This is a genomic window from Streptomyces sp. NPDC001941, assembly GCF_040296945.1.
Classification (GTDB): Bacteria; Actinomycetota; Actinomycetes; order Streptomycetales; family Streptomycetaceae; genus Streptomyces.
Map to the genome: position 1 here is coordinate 368,201 of NZ_JBEOYE010000001.1, position 20,594 is coordinate 388,794.

Below are 20,594 nucleotides of genomic sequence, written 5' to 3' on the forward strand. Positions count from 1 at the left end.
GGACGGCGGGCGTCCGGGGGCCGGGTAGCATGTCCACCACGGCAGACGAGCCGGGCGGGCGGCCGCGTGGGGATCATCCGGTCCCCCCGAGGAACGTCCGGGCTCCACAGGGCAGGGTGGTGGCTAACGGCCACCCGGGGTGACCCGCGGGACAGTGCCACAGAAAACAGACCGCCGGGGACCTCGGTCCTCGGTAAGGGTGAAACGGTGGTGTAAGAGACCACCAGCGCCTGGGGTGACCCAGGCGGCTAGGTAAACCCCACCCGGAGCAAGGTCAAGAGGGGCCGCCCAGGCGGCCCTGCGCGAACGTTCGAGGGCTGCCCGCCCGAGTTCGCGGGTAGACCGCACGAGACCGGCGGCAACGCCGGTCCTAGATGGATGGCCGTCACCCCGACGACCGCGAGGTCCCGGGGGACAGAACCCGGCGTACAGCCCGACTCGTCTGCCCCATCCCCCCGTGCCCGCGCTGCGATCCCCTGTGAACCACCCGATCGGATCACAGCGCGCGGGCCCCGGCAGGCGGAGCATGGACCGCACGCACACACCGTGCGCACTGTCCTTCGTGAGGAGCCCTCATTGCGCTCATCGCTTCGTGAGGCATCGCCGCGCCGCTACCTGATGTGCCCACCCGCGCACTTCAGGGTCACGTACTCCATCAACCCCTGGATGGACCCGGCGAAGCCCGTGGACCTGCCGCTGGCCCAGACCCAGTGGGAGGACCTTCGCGACCGCTATACCGCGCTCGGCCACACCGTCGAGCTGCTCACCCCGCAGCCCGGCCTGCCCGACATGGTGTTCGCCGCCAACGGCGCCACCGTGATCGACGGCCGCGTCCTGGGCGCCCGCTTCGCCTACCCGGAGCGCACCGCCGAGGCCGCCGCGCACCTGGACTGGTTCCGCTCGCACGGCTACGCCGAGATCCACGAGCCGGACCACGTCAACGAGGGCGAGGGCGACTTCGCCGTCACCGCGTCCTGGATCCTGGCCGGGCGCGGCTTCCGCTCCAGCCCGCTCTCGCACGACGAGGCGCAGGAGTTCTTCGGCCGCCCGGTGATCGGCCTGGACCTGGTGGACCCGCGCTACTACCACCTGGACACCGCGCTGTGCGTCCTGGACGACGCGGCCGACGAGGTCATGTACTACCCGGGCGCGTTCTCCCCGGGCAGCCGCGCCGTGCTGGCCCGGCTGTTCCCCGACGCGCTGATCGCCGAGGAGGCGGACGCCGCGGCGCTCGGCCTGAACGCGGTGAGCGACGGGCGCCACGTGCTGCTGCCGCAGGCCGCGGTGGGCCTGTTCGAGCCGCTGCGCGCACGGGGCTTCGAGCCGGTCGGGATGGACCTGGGCGAGCTGCTCAAGGGCGGCGGCAGCGTGAAGTGCTGCACCCAGGAGCTGCGGGCCTGACCCGCGGCGGAGGGGCCGGGGACCGCGGGCGCGGAGGCCGGCGGTTCAGTCCAGGGGCGGCGGCCAGCCGTCGCCCCACTCCGCGTCGCGCGCCGCCTTGTACAGCGCGCCGTGCTTCTTGGTGACCGTCTCCCGGCCGAGCCCCTCGCCGCCGCACACGTCGAGCAGCACCAGGCCCTTGCGGATCTGCGGCCTGCGGGTGACCCGGGCCGGGGCGGGCGTGACGGGGAAGCGGGTCGCGGCGACGTAGGCGTACTTCTCGTCCTCGTACGCCAGGGAGCCGCCCTTGACCCGCCGGTGCAGGGAGGAGCGGCTGACCCGGGCCGCGAAGTGGCACCAGTCGGTGCCCGGTTCGATGGGGCAGGCGCCGCTGTGCGGGCAGGGCGCGGCGACGGTGAAGCCGGCCTCGACCAGGCGGGCGCGCGCCTCGATGATCCGCTGGTAGCCGTCGGGGGTGCCCGGCTCCACCACGACGACGGCCCGCGCGGCGCGGGCGGCCTCGGTGACGACGGCCGCCCGGTCCTGCTCGGTCAGCTCCTTGAGCACGTACGACACCGTGACGAGATCACTGCTCTCGATCCGGAGCTCCGCACTGATCCGCGAGCGCTGCCACGCGGCGCCCGCCAGGCCCGCGATCCCCGACGCCGCGGCCAGCTCCCGGCCCAGCGCGAGGGCGGGCTCCGCCCAGTCCAGGACCACCGTGCGGGCGGCGGAGTCCCAGGCCTCCGCGACCGCCCAGCTCGCCGCGCCCGTGCCGCCGCCGATGTCGGTGTGCGTGGCGGGCACCCACTCCGGGGCGGCCCCGCGCAGGGCGTCCAGCGCGCCCCGTACCGCCTCGAAGGTCGCGGGCATCCGGTACGCGGCGTACGCGGCGACGTCCGAACGGTCCCGCAGCACGGGCGCGTCGGTGGGGGTGGTGCCCCGGTAGCTGGCGATCAGCCGCTCGACGGCCTGGGCGGCCTGCTTCGGCGGCAGCCCGTCGAGCAGCCCGGACAGGGCGGCGCGCAGGGCTTCCGGGGCGGGGAGGGAGTCGTTCACCGGGACATCCTAGACAGCCGGGCCGACGAGCGGCCCCGCACCAGGACCGGCACCGAGCCCCGCACCAGGACCCGCACCGAGTCCCGTACCGAACCGGACGGAACGGACTCCCGTCCCGCCCGTCACAGGCCCGTACCGGGTCGGTGACCGAACTGCGGGCACCCGCTTACCAGTTGCTACGCTGACGGCCGTTGATCCCGGGTCATCCGCGGGTGATCCGACGGCGGAGCCCATCGGGGGGACGATGAGACAGCGGATCGTGCGCACGGCCCTGGTGGCCGGAGTGGCCGTCCTCGCCATGATCCTGCTGCTCGCCACGTGCGGCGGCGGCACCGGGAAGCCCGGGGCGAAGGCGAGGCCCTCGGCCGCGCCCAAGCCGTCGGCCACCCGGACCGGCGGGCCGCCCACGCAGCTGACGGTCCCGTCCTCGTACGACACCGGGCGCGGCTGGGAAGTGGCGGACGCCTCGCCCGAGTACGCCATGGCGGGCCTGGACACCCTGGGCTTCCTGGAGCGCGTGGACGACTTCCGGTTCCGGCTGCGCGCGGTCGACGCGGCCACCGGGAAGACCCGCTGGACCGGCGGCCCCTGGCAGCCGCTGTCCACCGCGGGCACCTATCCGCGGCTGCTCTCGGTCACCCGTGAGGACAAGCGCTTCTTCGTCACCTGGTCGTACGGCAAGACGCCGGGCGAAGGCCCGGGCGGCGCGAGCGGCGGCTCGACCCTGGTCTCGCTGGACCTGTACGACGCCGAGGACGGCGAGACCCAGCGGGTCGAGGTGCCCTGGTCCGACGCGCCGACCGTCACCGGCAGCGGCCCCGCCGTACTGATCACCGACGGCAAGTCCCGCAGCGCGGTCGTCGACCCGGGCACCGGCGAGGTGACCACCGTCGAGCCCGCCGACCTGGGCTACCCCAAGGGCTGCGCGGACTGCCGCCGGCTGACCGAGGTGCGCGCGGTCACCCCGAAGGGCCTGCTGGTCAACGGGGCCCGGGAGTTCTGGGTGCGCGGCGGCTGGACCAGCCGCTCGGGCGTGCCCAAGGGCGCCGACCCGGCGTCCGGGACGCCCGCGGCGGTGGCGCCCGGCGGCCGGATCCTGGCCAAGTGGCAGGAGGCCAGGGGGTCGAAGAAGGCGGCCACGCACGACATCTGGGCGGTGCACGACCCGGCGACGGGCAGGTCGCTGGTGCAGGTGGAGTGCCGCAAGCCGGAGGTCGTCACCGGCGACCGGCCGGTGGCCCTGACCTCGCCCCAGGGCCGCTACCTGATCGCCGGGAACCTGGCCTTCGACCTGGAGAACGGCAAGGGCTGGTGCTTCGAGGAGCCGGACGGCACCCGCCCGCTGGCGCTGACCACGGTGACCGACGAGGGCCTGGTGTACGGGGCGTCCAGCGCGCGCACCACGGGCGAGGCGCTGGCGGGCGGCGGTTCCCCCCTGCGCGTCGACCTGGCGACCGGGGTGCCCGAGCCGCTGCCCGCGAACGTCCGGCTGCCGTCGGCGGACACCGCCGGGGTGGGCCTGTTCCGCTGGACCGACCCCGGCGACCGCCAGCACCTCATCGCGTACGCCCGCGGGTCCGGGTCCTAGGAGCGGCTCAGCCGGTCAGGGCCTCGCCCCGGCGCTCCCACGGGCGGCACAGCCCCAGGAAGCAGCCGAGCGCGAGCAGGGCGCAGGCCAGCTGGACCACGGCCATCGGCACGGCCGTGGCCTCGCCCGCGATGCCGACCAGCGGCGAGGCGATGGCGCCGACCAGGAACGAGGACGTGCCGAGCAGCGCGGAGGCGGTGCCTGCGGCGTGCGGGGTGCGCATCAGAGCCATGGCGTTGGTGTTGGGCGTCGCCAGGCCCATCGCGGACATCAGCACGAACAGTCCGACGGCGATCGGCACCAGGCCCACGTCGCCGAAGAGCCCGCTGGTCATGAGCAGCAGCGCGGTGGCGGCCAGCGCGATCACGGTCAGGCCGAAGCCGAGCGCCTTGTCCAGGCTGACCCGGCCGACGAGCAGCTTGCCGTTGATCTGGCCGACGATCGTCAGGCCGACGGAGTTGATGCCGAAGAGCAGGCTGAAGGTCTGCGGCGAGGCGCCGTAGATCTCCTGGACGACGAACGGCGAGGCGGAGATGTACGCGAAGAGCGCGGCGAAGGCCAGACCGCCGGACAGCATGTAGCCGGTGAACACCCGGTCGGCCAGCAGCCCGCGCATGGTGCGCAGCGCCTCGCCGGTGCCGCCGGAGTGGCGCCGCTCGGGCGGCAGCGTCTCGGCGAGCCACTTCCACACCACCAGGGTGAGCAGCAGGCCGACGACGGTCAGGACGTAGAAGACGCCGCGCCAGTCGGTGATCCGCAGGATCTGCCCGCCGATCAGCGGGGCGACGATCGGGGCGACGCCGGAGATCAGCATCAGGGTGGAGAAGAACCGGGCCATCTCCACGCCGTCGTACAGGTCGCGCACCACGGCCCGGGCGATCACGATGCCCGCCGCGCCCGCCAGGCCCTGCAGCAGCCGGAAGGCGATGAGCAGTTCCACGGTGGGGGCGAACGCGCAGACCGCGGTGGCGGCCGCGTACACCAGCATGCCGCTGAGCAGCGGGCGGCGGCGCCCCCACTTGTCGCTCATCGGCCCGACCACCAGCTGGCCGAGCGCCATGCCCACCAGGCACGCGGTCAGGGTGAGCTGGACCGTGGCGGCGGGGGCGCTCAGCGAGCCGGTGACCTCGGGCAGGGCCGGGAGGTACATGTCCATGGAGAGCGGCGGCAGGGCGGTGAGGCCGCCCAGCACGAGGGTCACGAGCAGGCCCGCCCGGCGGGCGGCGGCCGGGGGTGCCGTCGCCGGAGGGGCCCCGGTTATCCGGTCGGGTGTCTTTCCCCGCGTGCTCTGGCCGCGCTCCGGCATCGACTGCTCCGTTTCGTTGAATCCGCACCCAATTCTCTCAGCCCGTGGGTGGTGGACCGCACCGCTCAGGCGGGCTTGAGACCCGGATCACCGGCCTCCGTCACGAAGGAGCCGACCGTGGAGACGGGAGCGCCGGGCCTGGTGACGTACGGTACGGCGCGGAAGTCGGCGCGTGCCAGGTCGCGTCCGAGCTCCACGGTCACGTAGCCACGGCGCCCGTTGTAGAACTTCAGGTGGGGGTTGGCCCGGGTCAGGTCGGACCAGTTGGCGGGCCGGTCGGCGCCGTCCTTGCCGCTGGCTATCGAGGTGGCGACGACCTCGGTGCCGAGCGTGCGCGAGTCCGGGTCGTCGAAGTCGGCCTTGAGGTCGAGGCCGTAGGCGACGTGCACGTCTCCGGTGAGGACGAGCAGGTTGTCCACCCCGGCGGAGACCGCGCCGGCCAGGACCCGGTCGCGGGAGGCCGGGTAGCCGTCCCAGGAGTCCATGGAGAGCTTGAAGGCCGCGCTGGGCACGTCGCGCCGCTGGGCGAAGGTGACCTGCTGGGGGACGACGTTCCACAGGGCGCGCGAGCGGCGCCAGCCGTCGATCAGCCAGCGCTCCTGGGTGGCGCCGGTCATGGTGCGGGCCGGGTCCTCGGACTCGGGCCCGGGCCGCTGCCAGCCGTCGCCGTAGGCCTGGTCGGAGCGGTACTGGCGGGTGTCCAGGACGTCGAACTGGGCGAGCCGGCCCCAGCCCAGGCGCCGGTACAGCCGCATGTCGGGTCCCTGTGGCCGCTGCGGGCGGCGCAGCGGCTGGTTCTCCCAGTAGGCGCGGTAGGCGGCGGCCCGGCGGATCAGGAACTCCTCCGGCGGGACGTCGTTCTCGGGGGTGTCGCCCGCGTAGTTGTTCTCGGTCTCGTGGTCGTCCCAGGTGACGACGAAGGGGTGGGCGGCGTGCGCGGCCCGCAGGCCGGGGTCGGTCTTGTACAGGGCGTAGCGCAGCCGGTAGTCCTCCAGGGTCAGGGTCTCCCGGTTGAACAGGTCGGGCAGCCGGCGGTCGGTGTAGGCGCGGGCGCCGCCGGTGGCGGTGACGGCGTACTCGTACAGGTAGTCGCCGAGGTGGAAGACCGCGTCGACGTCCTCCTCGGCCAGGTGCTCGTAGGCCGTGAAGTAGCCGTCGTGGTACGCCTGGCAGGAGACCGCGGCCAGCGTGAACGAGGCGGCGCGGGCCCCGGGGGCGGGGGCGGTGCGGGTGCGTCCGACGGGGCTGGTGAAGGCGCCGGCGCGGAAGCGGTAGTAGAGGACCCGGTCGGTGTCGAGGTGGTCGGCCTCGACGTGGACGGCGTGGGCGAACTCGGGGTGGGCGGTGGCGGTGCCGCGCCGCACGACCCGGGTGAAGCGCTCGTCGCGGGCGATCTCCCATCTGACGGCGACCCGGGCCCGGGGCAGGCCGCCGCCGGGCTCGTACGGGCGCGGGGCGAGCCGGGTCCACAGCAGGACGGAGCCGGGCAGCGGGTCGCCGGAGGCGACGCCCAGCGTGAACGGGTCCTGGTCGAGCTTCGCGGTGTCGAGTTCGGCGGCGCTGGCGGTGCCGGTGGCGGGCAGGTTCACGGCGAAGGCGAGCGCGGCGGCGGCGCCGGTGGTGGTGAGGAACCGGCGGCGTCCGAAGTGGCGCGCCGCGGCTCGGAGTCGGTCGTGCGGGCTGCTGCTGTCGTTGGCCATGGCAGGTATTGCAGCGGGGACCGACGACCCCGGCTTGTCGAGTACACAACATCCGCGTGTCGGACGGGTGAGGGTCGGGTGCCCGCAGGTCACGTACGCTGCGCGGCCATGAGGATCGCTGTGGTGACGGGTGCGGGATCGGGAATCGGCCGGAGCGTGGCGCTGGCCCTGTCGGAGGCGGGCTGGGGCCTGGCGCTCGCGGGCCGCAGGGCGGAGCCGCTCCAGGAGACGGCGGCGCTGGCGCCCGGGCCGTGCCTGGCGGTGCCCACCGACGTGACCTCCCCCGACGGCGTCGCCGCCCTCTTCTCCCGGGCGGTGGACGAATTCGGCCGGGTGGACCTGCTGTTCAACAACGCGGGGACCTTCGCCGGCGGCGGGGTCCCGGTGGAGGACCTGGAGTACGCGACCTGGCGCGCGGCCGTCGACACCAACCTGACCGGCGCGTTCCTGTGCGCCCAGGCGGCGTTCCGGGTGATGCGGGAGCAGTCGCCCCGCGGCGGCCGGATCATCAACAACGGCTCGATCTCGGCGCACGTGCCGCGCCCGGACTCGATCGCGTACACGGCGACCAAGCACGCCGTGACGGGCCTGACCAAGTCCCTGTCCCTGGACGGCCGCAAGTACGACATCGCCTGCGGCCAGATCGACATCGGCAACGCGGCCACCGAGATGACCGCCCGCATGCAGACGGGCGTCCGCCAGGCCAACGGCGAGCTGGCGGCGGAGCCGGTGATGGCGGCGTCCGACGTGGCGGCGCTGGTGGTGCAGATGTCGGGGCTGCCGCTGTCGGCGAACGTGCAGTTCGCGACGGTGATGGCGACGGCGATGCCGTACGTCGGACGGGGCTGACCCCAGGGGCCCGGCTCAGTGGGCCCTGGCGGCGCCCGAGGCCGTGCGGCCCACCTCGTGGTCGGGGGGCGTCGGGGCGGGCTTCCTGCGGGGGCCCGGCTTGGACAGGGCCTCCGGGGTGTCCGTGACCAGGCCCGTGCAGCCCAGCCGCAGCATGCGGGACCGGGCCGACGGGGTGTTCACCGTGTGGGCCCACAGGCGGGCGATCCCCGACGCGGCCGCCCGCCGCACATCGGCGTCCCGGGACCGCTGGTCCACGTCCAGCACGTCCACGTACCCCCTCCAGCGCCGTGGATCGTCCCCGCGCAGCTGACGCGCCGAGCGCCACAGCCGGGACGACAGGCCGAGGCGGTGCGCGGCCCGTGCGACCTCCGGGCGGCCCGAGCCGATCAGCACCGAGTCCGCCAGGCCCCGGCCCTGCACCAGGCGGGCCAGCCGGGGCAGCGCCGCCGGGTCGTCGGTGCCCAGGGAGAGCACGGCGCGCCCGCCGAGGCGGTCGAGGACCTCGGCCACGGTCGGCGGGCGCTCGGCCGGCGCGGTGCCGCGCAGCCGTACCCGCTGCCAGCCCCGCGCGTCCAGCGCCCGCACCGGCCCCCGCGAGAACGTGGTCCGCTCCAGCGTGGCGTCGGCCATCACCACCGGCGTCCCGTCGCGCAGCACCCGGGTGTCCAGGTCCAGGACCTGCGCGTGCCCCCGGGCGTGCGCCGACACGAGCCCCGACAGGCTGTTCTCCACGACCTCCCGCGCCCCGCCCCGGTGCGCCACCCGCACGGTGGCCGGAAGTGTGGCGATCGTCACGGCCCGCGGCGGCGCCCCCCACAGCAGCGGGGGCAGGGCCGCGGCCTGTCCGGCGAGGGCCAGGGCGATGAGCGTGCTCAGCGGGCTCCAGGGCGTCATGGCCCCAGGCTAGGAAGAGGGGGGAGGAATGTGGTGGAAACGCACCAGGACACGCACTCCCACGGCCTTCCGCGGCGGCCCGGGGGACCCCCGGTTGGGGACTCCGGTCACCCGGGGCGCAGGATGGTGGGACCATGGCATGAGTTGCTCCGCGCGGCGACCCCGCGCGGGCCCGGGCCCGACCGGCCCACGGGCGAGCGTGAGTGTGAGGGGATAGATGGGCGACGGTATCGGCCGCTACCGCGGCACGGAGGGCAAACTCGCGCAGTGGCTGCGCCGCCGCCCCAAGAGCGCCGCCGCCCCGGAGGAAGGCGGACGCGAGGAGCTGCTCCTCGCCGTCGCGGCCGCGGGCCTGCCGCTCGCCCCCGCCGCCCATCCGGCCGGCTACCGGTGTTCGTGCGAGCGCATCGGCTGTCCCACCCCGGCCCGCCACCCCGTCTCCTTCGCCTGGCAGACCCAGTCGACCACCGACCGCTCCCAGGTCGAGCGCTGGGCCCGCAACCAGCCCGAGGCCAACTTCATCACCGCCACCGGCATGGTCCACGACGTCCTCGACGTGCCCCTCCAGGCCGGGCGCGCGGCCCTGGAGCGCCTGCTGGCCCAGGGCATCGACGTCGGCCCGGTCGCCGAGTCCGGCGACGGCCGCGTGCTCTTCTTCACCGCCACCCGCGGCACCCCCGAGGACGAGGACGAGTGGTGGCCGTGCGAGCTGGACTGCCATCCCGAGACCATGGACGAGCACCCGGGCCTGCGCTGGCACTGCCGCGGCAGCTACGTCCTCGTACCGCCCGCCCGGCTGCCCGGTGACCTCACCGTCGACTGGCTGCGCGGCCCCGAGCACCCGCTGCCCGACCCGCTGACCCTCCTGGAGACGCTCACCGACGCCTGCGCGCGGTACGCCGCCGAGCAGGGCGAGCCGACCGGGCACGAGGTCGCCTGGCCGATGGGCCGCTAGGGCTTTCGGGGCCTAGAGGGCTGGCGGCTTTCGGGGCTTACGGATTGCGCGTCTCACGAGCCGGAGGCGCCGACCACGCCCTGGAGGCGGCCCACGATGTCCACGGCGTCCTTCGCGGCGCCCGCCGGCTTCACCCACACCGTCTGGTTGGACACCCACTCCTTGGTGAGGGTGTTCGTCACCTCGCCCGTCATCAGCGCCCGTACGTCCTGGCTCACCTTGGGGCGGTAGCCGCGGGCCGCGGTCTGCCGGTCGTAGTAGCGGGTCGCGAAGAAGACGAAGCCGCCGCCGTCCCGGGTCATCAGGCCCAGCGGCGCGAACGCGCCGGTGTCCAGGGCCTGGTCGACGTACTGGGTGGCCAGGCCCGGCCGGACCGCCTGCTTGCGGCGATCCTCGCGCCACCGCGTGGTGTGCTGCCCGGCCTTGAAGTGGTCCGGCTTCCCGTCGCGCAGGTAACCGGCGTACTCCTCGCTGAGGTTGCCCGGCTCCACCGCCAGCAGCCCCGAGTCGGGCGCCACCGGCACCGCGTACCCCTGCGCGTCGGTGGCGAAGGCCGGTATCTCGTCGGGCTCCAGGATCGTCAGGTAGGCGACCTTCCAGGGCTGCGCGGCGGCCGTCTTGACGAAGACCATCGCCCAGCGGTTGTCGCCCGCGCCCCGGTCGGTGTCCCGGTTGGAGTCGGCGTTCGCGAAGAACCAGCGGGGCCAGCCCGCCTTCCGGGGGATGGCGAACTCGGCGTCGGTCAGCTCCAGCGGCCGGTGCTGCCGGTTCCCGCCGGGCGTGGTCACCGAACGGGCCCGCAGGCCGGCCTGGTTGATGGCGCCGAGCGCGCCGGTGACCCGGTCCCTGTCCAGGGCCGGGTCGAAGGCCTTGTCGGCCTCGTTGTACGCGGTGGTGAAGTCCGCGAGCGCGCGGGCCGCCTCAGCCCTCGTCGCCGACGGCAGGAGCTCCCGCTCGCCGTGCACCGTCACGCAGCCGGTCGCCGCCGTCAGTGCCAGTACGGTCGTCGACGCCAGCGCCGCCGCCCGGCTCAGCCTTCTCATCGGTTGCCTTCTGCTCCTCGACCCCCAGTGACCGTCCGAACCCTACCGGGGACAGGAACAGCGCGAGCGTGGGGACCAGATACAGCAGCCACACCGTGACCTGCAGGACGGTCGGGTCGGGCTGGAAGTTGAGGACGCCCTTGAGCAGGGTGCCGTACCAGCTGTCCGGCGGGACGGTCGCGCTGATGTCGAACGCCTTGTCCGCGAGGCCGCCCAGGAACCGGGCCTCCTGCAGGTCGTGCACGCCGTACGCGAGGACGCCCGCCGCGACCACGACCAGCATCCCGCCGGTCCAGGTGAAGAACTTGGCCAGGTTGATGCGCACCGCGCCCCGGTAGAACAGCCAGCCCAGCAGCACCGCCGTGGCGATGCCGAGCAGCACGCCCACCAGCGGCGCCGGGGTGCCGTCCTGCGAGGCGCGCACCGACGCCCACACGAACAGCGCGGTCTCCAGGCCCTCGCGGCCCACCGCCAGGAACGCGGTCGCCACCAGCGCCGCCGTGCCCATCCGCAGCGCCTCGTCGAGCTTGCCGTGCAGCTCCCTCTTCAGGTGCCGCGCGGTGCGCCGCATCCAGAAGACCATCCACGTCACCAGGCCCACGGCGACGATGGACAGCGAACCGCCCAGCGCCTCCTGCGCCTCGAACGTCAGCTCCTGGGAGCCGTACTCCAGGGCGAAGCCGAAGCCGAGCGAGATCGCGACGGCGACGCCGATGCCGATCCAGATCGGGGCGAGCGCGTCCCGCCGCCCGGTCTTGACCAGGTAGGCGATCAGGATGCACACCACGAGGCTGGCTTCCAGCCCCTCGCGCAGACCGATCAGATAGTTGCCGAACACGTCGGCCTCCCGTCTACGAAAAGAGCGCCCGGCCCCACCAGTCGTCCTTGTCGCGGACGCCCGGCGGGACGGCGAACAGGGCCGAACCCACGTGCTGGATGTACTCGTTGAGCGCGTCGTGGCGCGCCAGGGCGGTCTGTACGGGGACGAAGCCCTTGCGCACGTCGCGCTGGTACGCGAGGAAGAACAGGCCCGCGTCCAGGCGCCCGAGGCCGTCGGTGCCGTCGGTGAAGGAGTAGCCGCGGCGCAGGATGGTGGCCCCGCCGTTGGAGTCGGGGTGGGCCAGGCGCACGTGCGCGTCCGGCTTCATCGCCTTCAGGAACGGCTCGTCGTGCTCCTTGGCCTTGCCGACGGGCGCGCCCTCGGCCTTGTCGCGGCCGAAGACGTCCTCCTGCTCCTGCAGCGAGGTGCGGTCCCAGGTCTCGATGTTCATCCGGATGCGGCGGGCCACCAGGTAGGAGCCGCCCGCCAGCCAGGCCGAGGCGCCGCGGACGTCCTCGGGGCCGACCCAGACGTGCTGGTCGAGGGCCTTGGCGTCGGTCCCGGCGATGTTCCGGGTGCCGTCCTTGAAGCCCATCATGTTGCGCGGGGTCTGGGCGTCGGGGGTGGTGGAGGAGGTCTTGCCGAAGCCGAGCTGGGACCAGCGCACGGCGACCTTGCCGAAGCCGATGCGGGCCAGGTTGCGGATGGCGTGCACGGCGACCTGCGGGTCGTCCGCGCAGGCCTGGACGCACAGGTCGCCGCCGGAGCGGGCCGGGTCCAGGTTGTCGCCGGGGAACTTCGGCAGCTCCACCAGGGCCCCGGGCCGCCGTCCCGCGAGGCCGAACCGGCCGTCGAACAGGGACGGCCCGAAGCCGATGGTCAGGGTGAGCCGGGACGGCCTGAGGCCCAGGGCCTCGCCGGTGTCGTCCGGCGGCGCCTCGGGCAGGCCGCCGAAGGCGCCCTCGCCGACCTCGTGCCCGGCGGTCATCAGCGCGGCCGCCCGGGTCCAGTCCTTGAGGAGCCGCACCAGTTCGGCGCGGTCCTCCGTCTTCACGTCGAACGCAGCGAAGTGCAGCCGGTCCTGCACCGCGGTGGCGATGCCGGCCTGCCGGTCGCCGTGGAAGGGGACGGCGGCGCCGCCGTCGGCGGCGGGTGCCGTGTGGTCCCCGCCGCGGGTGAGCGCGACCGTGCCGCCCGCGGCGGCGGCCCCGAGCGCGAGCCCGGCACCGCCCCAGCCGAGCACCGAACGGCGCGAGGGCGCCCTCGTCTCCTCGGACATGTCCATCCCCTGCTTCCCCGGGTGCTACTTGGTGACGGCGGCGGCGAGCTTGGACAGCGGCTCGGCGAGGGCGTTGACGCCGTCGGAGAGCTCCTTGCGCTGGTCCTTGCCGACCTTGTCGTACGAGGTGAAGGCGTAACCGGTCTTGTCGGCGCGGTACTTGTCCAGGAGCGTGTTGAGCGCGGCGAACTGCTTGTCCAGTTCGGCGACCAGCGCGGCGTCGTTCTTCGCGGCGACCGGCTTGAGCAGCTCGAAGGACTTCTGGGCGCCCTCGACGTTGGCCTTGAAGTCGACCAGGTCGGTGTGCGAGTAGCGCTCCTCCTCGCCGGTGACCTTGCCGGTGGCGACCTCGTCGAGGAGTTCCTTGGCGCCGTTGGCCATGGAGGTCGGGGTGATGTCGGCCTTGCCGACCCGCTTGACCCAGTCGGCCAGGTCCAGGTCGAGCTTGTCGGCGAGCTTCTTCTCCGGGTCGCCGATCTTCTTGTCCTGCCACAGCGCCTTCTCCAGGCGGTGCCAGCCGGTCCAGTCCTTCGCCGGGTCCTGGCCCGCCTCCAGGCCGTCCTCGCGCACGTCGACCTTGGGGTCGATGTCGCCGAAGGACTCGGCTACCGGCTCGGTGCGCTCCCAGCCGATGCGGGAGTCGGCGTACGCCTTCTTGGCCGCTTCCAGGTTCCCGGCGCGCACCGCGTCGGTGAACACCTTCACCTTGGGCAGCGTCTCGTCGGCCTGCTGCTGCACGTACTGGCGGTAGGAGGCGACGGCCTTGTCCATCTCGGGGGAGCGGGCCGGGCCCGCCTTGCCGCCGGTGGCCTTGACCTGCTGGCGGATGCCGTCGCCCTTCATGCCGGGCTTGCAGGCGATCTCGTAGTCGCCGGCCTTGACCTCGGCGGTGATCTTCGCCTTGGTGCCGGGGCCGATGTTCTCGCGCTCGGTCACGATGCGGTCGTCGGGGAACAGCACGTAGACCTCGGTGACCTTGGAGCCCTTGTTCTCCACCGCCAGCTCCACGTGCCCGGCCGGGAACTCCTTCGTGGAGACCTCGCAGGAGTCGTCCTTGGCGACGACCCGCACGGCGCCGTCGCCGGAGCCCTTGGCGTCGCTCTTCTCGGCGCAGCCCGTGACGGCGGTCAGAGCCGCGACCGTGGCGGCGGCGGTGACGACGGAGAGGCGGACGGGTCGCATGCGGACTCCAGGGCGGGGGCGGCGGGGTGGGATGGGTGGGGGGTGAAGCCGAAGGGTGGAGCGGGTCAAGCGGAGTGAGGCGGACCTAACTTAACCGAGGCTTACCTGACCGATACCCGTCCGTCCAGTGATTCACCTCTCATGCCCGGGCGCCGGACACGGGGCGGTCACGGCCCGTCCATGACGGGGTCAAGCAACGGTCAAGGGAGCGTCTGCGCGGGGTCCTCGTCCCGCCGGGGCACGACGAGCGGCGCCCCGGTCCGCGGGTGCGGGAACACCTCGACGGGCTGCCGGTAGACCCGGCTCAGCAGCGCGTCCCCGAACACCTCGGCCGGCGGTCCGTCCGCCGCGACGACCCCGTCGTGCAGCACGGCCACCCGGTCCGCGTGCGCCGCGGCGAGCCCCAGGTCGTGCAGCACGACCACCACCGCGTCGCCCGCGGCGGCCCGCTCCCGGCAGACCCGCAGCACCAGTTCCTGGTGGCGCAGGTCCAGGGCCGCGGTCGGCTCGTCGAGCAGCAGCACCGGGGCGCGCTGGGCCAGCACCCGGGCCAGGGCGACCCGGGCGCGCTCGCCGCCGGAGAGCGCGGCGAACGGGCGCGCGGCGAAGGCGGTGACCTCGGTGGCCGCCATCGCGGCGGCGACCGCCCGGTCGTCCTCCTCGCGCAGCGGCGTCGCCGCCCACGGGGCGCGGCCCATCCGCACCACGTCCTCCACCGGGAAGGGGAAGGACAGGGCCGCGGCCTGCGGCAGCACCGCCCGGCGCAGCGCCAGTTCGGGCGCGCTCCAGTCGCCGACCGGCCGCCCGGCGAGGAGGACCTCGCCGCGGGTGGCCCGCAGGTCGGCGGCGAGCGCGGCCAGGAGGGTCGACTTCCCGGCGCCGTTGGGGCCCACCAGGGCCAGCACCTCGCCCGCCCGGGCCGCCAGGTCGACGCCCCGCAGCACGTCCCGGGCCCCGAGCCGCACCTGCACGCCGCGCGCTTCGAGGGCGGTGTCACCGGGCGCGAAGGGCGCGGGCAGCTCCCGGGAGCGCCGGACCGACAACGAGCGGATCATGCCCAACCACCTTGCTTCCTACGGGTCCTGCGCAGCAGCCAGAAGAAGAACGGGCTGCCGAACAGGGCGGTGAGCACGCCCAGCGGGAGCTCGGCGGGGACGGCGACCGTGCGGGCCGCCAGGTCGCCCGCGACCAGCACGACCGCGCCGCCGAGCGCGCTGCCCGGCACCAGGAAGCGGTGCCCGGAGCCGTGCGCCATGCGCAGCAGGTGCGGCACCAGCAGGCCCACGAAGGTGATCACGCCGGCCACCGCGACGGCCGCGGCGGTCAGCAGCGCGACCACCAGGATCAGCACCAGGCGCAGCCGCTCCACGTCCACGCCCAGGTGGCGGGCCGGGCGCTCGCCGAGCGCGAGCAGGTCCAGCTTGCGCGCGTACAGCGGGGCGACGAGCAGGCCGGCCAGGGCGAACGGCAGGACGGCGAGCACCTTGGGCCAGGTCGCCTGGGCCAGCGAGCCCAGCTGCCAGAAGGTGATCTGGGTGATCTGCGCGTTGTCCGCGAAGAAGACGAACAGGCCGATGAGCGCGCCCGCGAAGGCGTTCACCGCGATGCCGGTGAGGATCAGCGTGACGACCTCGGTACGGCCGCCCGAGCGGGACATCACGTACACCAGGCCGACCGTGACCAGGCCCGCGACGAACGCGCAGACGGTCACCGACCAGTTGCCGAAGGCGTTGACGCCGAGCGAGATCGCGCCGACCGCGCCGACCGCGGCGCCCGAGGAGATGCCGATGACGCCGGGCTCGGCCAGCGGGTTGCCGAACACGCCCTGCATCAGCGCGCCCGCGCAGCCCAGCGAGGCGCCCACGAGCAGCGCGAGCACCACGCGCGGCAGCCGGATGTTCCACAGCACGCTCTCGGCGGCGCGCTCCAGTTCGTGGCCGCCCAGGCCGGTGCGGTGCTGCACGGAGGCGACGATGTCGCCGAGCGGCAGGTGGTACGAGCCCATGGCCGCCGACATCAGGCAGAGCGCGACGAGGACGGCGATCAGCGCGGCGGTCAGCAGGAAGGCGCGGCCGCGCGGCTTGCGGTCGGGGCGTACGGGGCCGGGTCCGGGTTCGGCGGCCTTGACCGGCGCCTCGGCGGTGGCGGTCACTCGGCGCTCCCGTACAACTGCTCCACCAGGGACTTCAGCACCTGATCGGTGCGCGGCCCGTAGTTGAGGAGCACGCCGTCGGGGATGGAGACGATGCGGCGGTCCATGCCGGCCGGGGTCTCGGCGACGCCGGGGATCTTCACCAGGCCGTCGGGGCCGCCGACCGAGTCCAGCCCCTTGCTCATCACCAGGACCGCGTCGGGCGCCGCCTTGGCGAGTGCCTCGGAGGTGATGGGCGTGAAGTCCTTGGTCAGGCCGGACTCCTTGCCCGCGTCGACCGCCCCGGCCGCCTCCAGCAGGGACGCGGCGCCTGAGTCGGCGCCGCCCAGCAGGTACACGGCGGCGGAGCCGCGCAGGTAGAGGAAGGCGACCCGGGGCCGGTCCTTCTCGCCCTTGGGCGCCGGAACTCCCTCGCGCACGGCGGCGATCCGCTCGTCGGTGCGCTTCTTCAGCGCCTCGCCCGCGGGCTGCACGCCGAGCGCGGCGGCGACCGCGTCGATCCGGGCGTTCACGTCGGCCAGGCTCTTCGCGGGCTTCACCACGACCAGCGGGATGCCCGCGTCGCGTATCTGGTCGACGGCCTCGGCCGGGCCGGTGGAGGTGTCGGCGATGACGACGGTCGGCTTCAGGGAGAGCACGCTCTCGGCCGACACGTCGTGCGCCCGGGTGACCACCGGCAGGGACTTCGCCTGCTCGAAGGTGGCGGTGATGTCCCGGGCGACCACCTGCTCGCCCAGGCCCAGGGTGAAGACGATTTCGCTGAGCGAGCCGGTGAGCGGGACGATCCGCTCGGTGGAGGCCACGGTGACCTTCTTGCCGTCCGCCGAGTCGACGGTCACCGGCAGGTGAGGCTTCGGCGCGGGCAGCGGCTCCACCCGGTCGGGGGCGGCGGCGGGGGCCTTGGCGGCGGCCGGGTCCGCCTGCTGGCCGGTGCCGCAGCCGGTGGCCGCGAGGGCCAGGCCGAGCACCGATACGAGCGCGCCGGCCAGGCGGGTTCTGCTGCGCACCGAGGGCACTCCTGTCGTTCGTCGGCCCTGGTGAGGAGGCCGCTGTGCGGGGTCGAGGTCGGGGTTCCCGGAGGCTTCCTCCAGAACCCGGCATAGCTTAGGTTAGCCTTACCTCGCTCTGCCAGTCCTCGGAGGGGATCCCATGCCGTTGTCCACGACCACCCGCGCGCTCGCCGTCGCGCTCTTCGCGGCGCTGCTGGGGGCCCTGCTCCCGGCCGCCACGGCACACGCGGCCGCGCGCACGGTGCAGGGCGGCAGGCTCGACTGGGGGATCAAGTCCTCGTTCCAGAGCTACGTCACCGGGCCGATAGCCAAGGGGAGTTGGAACCTCACCCAGGGCGCCGCCACGGTCGGCGGCAGCCAGTTCCGCTTCCACTCCGCGCAGGGGTCGTACAACCCCGACAGCGGCGCCTTCGAGGCAGGCTTCTCCGGCGGCGTGCACTTCACCGGCCACCACAAGGCCGACGGGAGCAACGAGCTCGACCTGACCGTCAGCCGCCCCCGGGTGCGCGTCCAGGGCGGCGGCGGCACCCTCTACGCCGACATGGTCAGCAAGGCCAAGGGCAGCGGCAGGGTCACCAGCCGCGCGGGCGTCCCGCTCGCCACGCTCGACCTCTCCGGCGTGAACATGCGCGGCGGCTCCAGCCCCGTCGCGCTCACCAACGTCCCGGCGACGCTGACGGCGCAGGGCGCCGAGGCCTTCGCCGGCTACTACACCGCGGGCACCCGGCTCGACCCGGTCAGCCTGTCCGTCGACGTCAAGGCCCCGGCGGAGAAGCCGAAGGCCACCCCGTCGGCCTCCGCGTCCGCCTCCGCCTCCCCGTCGGCGTCCGCCCCCGCGGCCACCGGCTCCTTCCAGGACGCGGCCGTGGACTGGGGCGTGCGCCGCACCTTCCGCGAGTACGTCTCCGGCTCCATCGCCCAGGGCAAGTGGGCGCTGTCCGGCGGCGCCCAGGACGGCGGCGCGCTCTACCGCTTCCCGCGGGGCAAGGGCGCGTACGACCCGAAGGAGCAGACGCTGACGGCGGCCTTCGCGGGCAGCGTCCGCTTCACCGGCAACCACCTCGACCTCACCCTCGGCGCCGTCGGCGTCAAGGTCGCGGCCGGCACCGGCACCCTCACCGCCGACGTCACCAGCGCGGGCACCACCACCAAGGCCGTCCCGCTGATCACCTTCACGGCCAAGGACTTCGCGCCCAAGAACGGACTCGCGTCCCTGACCGAGGCCCCCGCCACCCTCACCGCGCAGGGCGCCAAGGCCTTCAACGACATGTACAAGGCGGGCACCGCCATGGACCCGGTCTCGCTGGCGGTCGCCGTCGACACCAAGGCCCAGCTGCCCGCCCTGCCCGACCTGGGCAGCGACCCCCGCCCGTCGGCGGCGCCGTCGAAGGACGCGCGCACCGAGGCCGCCCCCGCGGCGTCCTCCGCCTCCGACGGCAGCACCGGGACGTACGCGGCGATCGGCGCGGGAGTCCTCGCCGTCGCCGCCCTCGCGGCCTTCGGCATCGTCCGCAGGCGCCGCGCGTCCACCGATTGACCCTCCCCCCTCGAACTTCCTGCCCCTTCCGCCTTATCCCCTAGGAGAACCACCCATGGCAGCCACCCGCCGCCCGATAGCCCTCGCCGCCGCCGTCGCCACGGCCGCCGCCCTCGGCGCCACCGCGTTCGCCCTGCCCGCCCTCGCGGACAGCGCCCCGGCCGCCGGTCCGGGTGACGTCCCCGCCATGGACCTCAAGGAGGGCACGCTGGACTGGGGCGTCGACCAGGTGCTCCGCGAGCACTTCGGCGCGATGAAGGACGGGGTCACGGTCGCCGACGGCGCCAAGCAGGCCGAGAAGCACGGCCCGTTCACCTTCGTCGACGGCACCGGCCGGTACGCGGGCTCGCCGACGCACACCGTCGCCACGGCCTTCAAGGGGAGCGTGCGGTTCTACGGCTACGGCGGTCAGTTCGACGTCAAGTTCTCGGACCTGAAGCTCAACACCAAGGACGCCAAGAGCGGCGAGATCCTCGCGGACGTCACCGCCCCGGGCAAGGACGGCAAGTCCCAGACGCAGCAGGACGTGGCCGTCGCCGCGCTCGACCTGACGAACGTCCGGCCCAGCCAGGGCGCCGGCGGCGTCATGGTCTACAAGGACATCCCCGCGACCCTGACCCAGGGCGGAGTCGCGGTGCTCGGCGCCCGCTACAAGGTGGGCCAGGCCCTCGACCCGGCGACCCTGACCGTCAAGGCCGACATGGGCGGCGGCAACGGCGGCGGCCAGAACGGCGGCGGCACGAACGCCGGTCAGCAGGGCGGCGGCACGAACGCGGGCCAGCAGGGCGGTGGCACCAACGCCGGTCAGCAGGGCGGTGGCGCCAACGCGGGCCAGCAGGGCGGCGGTGCGAACGCCGGTCAGCAGGGCGGCTCCACCAACGGCCAGGGCGGCGGCGCGAACACCGGTTCCTCCAACGGCCAGACCGGCGGCTCCACCGACGGCTCCACCGGCGGCGGCGAGGAGCAGCCCGGCAAGGTCCTCAACGGCAAGCTCAGCTGGGGCGTGAAGAAGACCTGGCGCGACTACGTCACCGGGATGTGCGGCGGCAAGGTCACCACGCTGGACGGCGCCTCGGGCAGCACCGGCGGCTACGACTTCGCCTTCGGCTCGGCGACCCTGGACGCCAAGGCCCGCAAGGCCGACGCCCGGTTCAAGGGCGGCGTGCGCTTCGAGTGCGCCGCGCACGGCATCGGGCTGACCTTCGCCAACCCGCGCGTCGAGGCCGACGGCACCGGCGGCAAGCTGATCGCCGACTCCACCAACTCGCAGGGCAAGACCACCAAGGGCGTCGTGATCGCCACCCTGGACCTGGCCAAGGCCGACTTCACGGCCAAGGACGGCACGACCACGCTCGCGGACATCCCGGCCAAGCTGACCGCCGAGGGCTCCGCCCAGTTCTCCGCCCCCGGCGGCCAGGGCGGCTACCCGGCGGGCACCGCCCTCGACCCGGTCACGCTCGTCCTCTCCACCAAGTCCGGCGACCTGCCGAGCACCACCGGCGGCAGCTCCACCGGCGGCTCCTCCGGCACGGGCGGCGACACCGCGGGCGGCTCCACCGGCGGTTCCACCGCGGGCGGTTCGACCACCACCGGCGGCACGGTCGGCGGCGGCAGCGCCGGCGGCTCCGGCTCCCTCGCGGCCACCGGCTCCTCCACCCCGACGGGCGCGCTGCTCGGTGCGGCGGCCGCCACGGCCGCGGCCGGTGCGGCGGTCGTCTTCGCGGTCCGCCGCCGCCGCGACGGCGACGCCACCGCGTAACCCACGGGGCAACCACGAGTACAGCGGCGGGGCCGCGCCACCGACTTCCCGGTGGCGCGGCCCCGCCGTCGTGCTTCA

17 protein-coding genes and 1 other RNA gene are annotated in these 20,594 nt (G+C 74.2%); 7 read left to right on the forward strand and 11 right to left on the reverse strand.

The window, feature by feature from the left end; genetic code table 11:
• The first annotated feature begins 46 nt into the window (after positions 1-46).
• Positions 47-445: RNase P RNA component class A (gene rnpB, locus ABT160_RS01670), an RNA gene on the forward strand.
• 131 nt (positions 446-576) lie between these two features.
• Positions 577-1,401 carry a dimethylargininase gene (ddaH, locus tag ABT160_RS01675; protein WP_351642104.1) on the forward strand — a complete coding sequence of 275 codons (825 nt, stop codon included), beginning with the start codon at positions 577-579 and terminating at the stop codon, positions 1,399-1,401.
• Positions 1,402-1,446: 45 nt separating this feature from the next.
• Here the strand turns inward: ddaH and ABT160_RS01680 are convergent, their stop codons facing one another.
• Positions 1,447-2,439, reverse strand: coding sequence for a small ribosomal subunit Rsm22 family protein (locus tag ABT160_RS01680; RefSeq protein ID WP_351642107.1), 993 nt, complete (start codon positions 2,437-2,439; stop codon positions 1,447-1,449).
• 244 nt (positions 2,440-2,683) lie between these two features.
• On the opposite strand from ABT160_RS01680, the gene ABT160_RS01685 reads away from it, so the two are divergent.
• A complete protein-coding gene (locus tag ABT160_RS01685) occupies positions 2,684-4,027 on the forward strand; it encodes a hypothetical protein (RefSeq protein ID WP_351642109.1) in 1,344 nt (447 codons plus the stop codon).
• Between the two features lie 7 nt (positions 4,028-4,034).
• Here the strand turns inward: ABT160_RS01685 and ABT160_RS01690 are convergent, their stop codons facing one another.
• Both ABT160_RS01690 and ABT160_RS01695 read right to left on the reverse strand, forming a co-directional pair.
• Positions 4,035-5,333 carry a Bcr/CflA family multidrug efflux MFS transporter gene (locus ABT160_RS01690; protein WP_351642110.1) on the reverse strand — a complete coding sequence of 433 codons (1,299 nt, stop codon included), beginning with the start codon at positions 5,331-5,333 and terminating at the stop codon, positions 4,035-4,037.
• A gap of 65 nt (positions 5,334-5,398) precedes the next feature.
• On the reverse strand, positions 5,399-7,033 hold the full coding sequence (locus ABT160_RS01695) for an alkaline phosphatase D family protein (protein WP_351642113.1): 1,635 nt from the start codon (positions 7,031-7,033) through the stop codon (positions 5,399-5,401).
• Positions 7,034-7,141: 108 nt separating this feature from the next.
• Here ABT160_RS01695 and ABT160_RS01700 point away from each other — a divergent pair, with 108 nt between their 5' ends.
• The gene (locus tag ABT160_RS01700; protein ID WP_351642116.1) at positions 7,142-7,882 is read left to right on the forward strand and encodes an SDR family oxidoreductase; all 741 of its coding nucleotides are present in this window, start codon (positions 7,142-7,144) and stop codon (positions 7,880-7,882) included.
• A gap of 15 nt (positions 7,883-7,897) precedes the next feature.
• Here ABT160_RS01700 and ABT160_RS01705 read toward each other — a convergent pair whose 3' ends face one another.
• Entirely contained in the window at positions 7,898-8,779 is an 882-nt protein-coding gene (locus ABT160_RS01705) for a glycerophosphodiester phosphodiesterase (protein ID WP_351642119.1), read from the reverse strand.
• 217 nt (positions 8,780-8,996) lie between these two features.
• Between ABT160_RS01705 and ABT160_RS01710 the strand changes: the two genes are divergently transcribed.
• Positions 8,997-9,734, forward strand: a complete 738-nt coding sequence (locus ABT160_RS01710; RefSeq protein WP_351642120.1) for a bifunctional DNA primase/polymerase — start codon at positions 8,997-8,999, stop codon at positions 9,732-9,734.
• 53 nt (positions 9,735-9,787) lie between these two features.
• On the opposite strand, the gene ABT160_RS01715 is transcribed toward ABT160_RS01710, so the two are convergent.
• From ABT160_RS01715 to ABT160_RS01745, 7 genes are all read right to left on the reverse strand, one after another.
• A complete protein-coding gene (locus ABT160_RS01715; RefSeq protein ID WP_351642235.1) occupies positions 9,788-10,768 on the reverse strand; it encodes an SCO2278 family lipoprotein in 981 nt (326 codons plus the stop codon).
• A complete protein-coding gene (gene efeU, locus ABT160_RS01720) occupies positions 10,656-11,615 on the reverse strand; it encodes an iron uptake transporter permease EfeU (protein ID WP_351642123.1) in 960 nt (319 codons plus the stop codon). The genes ABT160_RS01715 and efeU overlap by 113 nt, the downstream gene beginning before the upstream one ends.
• A 13-nt stretch (positions 11,616-11,628) precedes the next feature.
• Positions 11,629-12,876, reverse strand: a complete 1,248-nt coding sequence (gene efeB, locus ABT160_RS01725) for an iron uptake transporter deferrochelatase/peroxidase subunit (protein ID WP_351642125.1) — start codon at positions 12,874-12,876, stop codon at positions 11,629-11,631.
• A gap of 24 nt (positions 12,877-12,900) precedes the next feature.
• Positions 12,901-14,058 carry an iron uptake system protein EfeO gene (gene efeO, locus ABT160_RS01730; protein ID WP_351642127.1) on the reverse strand — a complete coding sequence of 386 codons (1,158 nt, stop codon included), beginning with the start codon at positions 14,056-14,058 and terminating at the stop codon, positions 12,901-12,903.
• Positions 14,059-14,258: 200 nt separating this feature from the next.
• Positions 14,259-15,113: a heme ABC transporter ATP-binding protein gene (locus tag ABT160_RS01735; protein WP_351642130.1), complete on the reverse strand. Its 855-nt coding sequence runs from the start codon at positions 15,111-15,113 to the stop codon at positions 14,259-14,261.
• Positions 15,110-16,210, reverse strand: coding sequence for a FecCD family ABC transporter permease (locus ABT160_RS01740; RefSeq protein ID WP_351642132.1), 1,101 nt, complete (start codon positions 16,208-16,210; stop codon positions 15,110-15,112). The genes ABT160_RS01735 and ABT160_RS01740 overlap by 4 nt, the downstream gene beginning before the upstream one ends.
• Entirely contained in the window at positions 16,207-17,226 is a 1,020-nt protein-coding gene (locus ABT160_RS01745; protein WP_502984143.1) for a heme/hemin ABC transporter substrate-binding protein, read from the reverse strand. Before ABT160_RS01745 ends, ABT160_RS01740 begins: the two co-directional genes overlap by 4 nt.
• Positions 17,227-17,359: 133 nt before the next feature.
• On the opposite strand from ABT160_RS01745, the gene ABT160_RS01750 reads away from it, so the two are divergent.
• Positions 17,360-18,757, forward strand: coding sequence for an HtaA domain-containing protein (locus ABT160_RS01750; RefSeq protein ID WP_351642136.1), 1,398 nt, complete (start codon positions 17,360-17,362; stop codon positions 18,755-18,757).
• A 55-nt stretch (positions 18,758-18,812) separates the two neighbouring features.
• Positions 18,813-20,516: an HtaA domain-containing protein gene (locus ABT160_RS01755; RefSeq protein WP_351642138.1), complete on the forward strand. Its 1,704-nt coding sequence runs from the start codon at positions 18,813-18,815 to the stop codon at positions 20,514-20,516.
• Positions 20,517-20,594: the final 78 nt, after the last annotated feature.

Coding starts and splice junctions, on each gene's coding strand:
- ABT160_RS01685 (WP_351642109.1), top strand. CDS start 2,684: ATGAGACAGCGGATCGTGCGCACGGCCCTGGTGGCCGGAGTGGCCGTC.
- ABT160_RS01690 (WP_351642110.1), bottom strand. CDS start 5,333: ATGCCGGAGCGCGGCCAGAGCACGCGGGGAAAGACACCCGACCGGATA.
- ABT160_RS01695 (WP_351642113.1), bottom strand. CDS start 7,033: ATGGCCAACGACAGCAGCAGCCCGCACGACCGACTCCGAGCCGCGGCG.
- ABT160_RS01700 (WP_351642116.1), top strand. CDS start 7,142: ATGAGGATCGCTGTGGTGACGGGTGCGGGATCGGGAATCGGCCGGAGC.
- ABT160_RS01705 (WP_351642119.1), bottom strand. CDS start 8,779: ATGACGCCCTGGAGCCCGCTGAGCACGCTCATCGCCCTGGCCCTCGCC.
- ABT160_RS01710 (WP_351642120.1), top strand. CDS start 8,997: ATGGGCGACGGTATCGGCCGCTACCGCGGCACGGAGGGCAAACTCGCG.
- efeB (WP_351642125.1), bottom strand. CDS start 12,876: ATGTCCGAGGAGACGAGGGCGCCCTCGCGCCGTTCGGTGCTCGGCTGG.
- efeO (WP_351642127.1), bottom strand. CDS start 14,058: ATGCGACCCGTCCGCCTCTCCGTCGTCACCGCCGCCGCCACGGTCGCG.
- ABT160_RS01735 (WP_351642130.1), bottom strand. CDS start 15,113: ATGATCCGCTCGTTGTCGGTCCGGCGCTCCCGGGAGCTGCCCGCGCCC.
- ABT160_RS01750 (WP_351642136.1), top strand. CDS start 17,360: ATGCCGTTGTCCACGACCACCCGCGCGCTCGCCGTCGCGCTCTTCGCG.
- ABT160_RS01755 (WP_351642138.1), top strand. CDS start 18,813: ATGGCAGCCACCCGCCGCCCGATAGCCCTCGCCGCCGCCGTCGCCACG.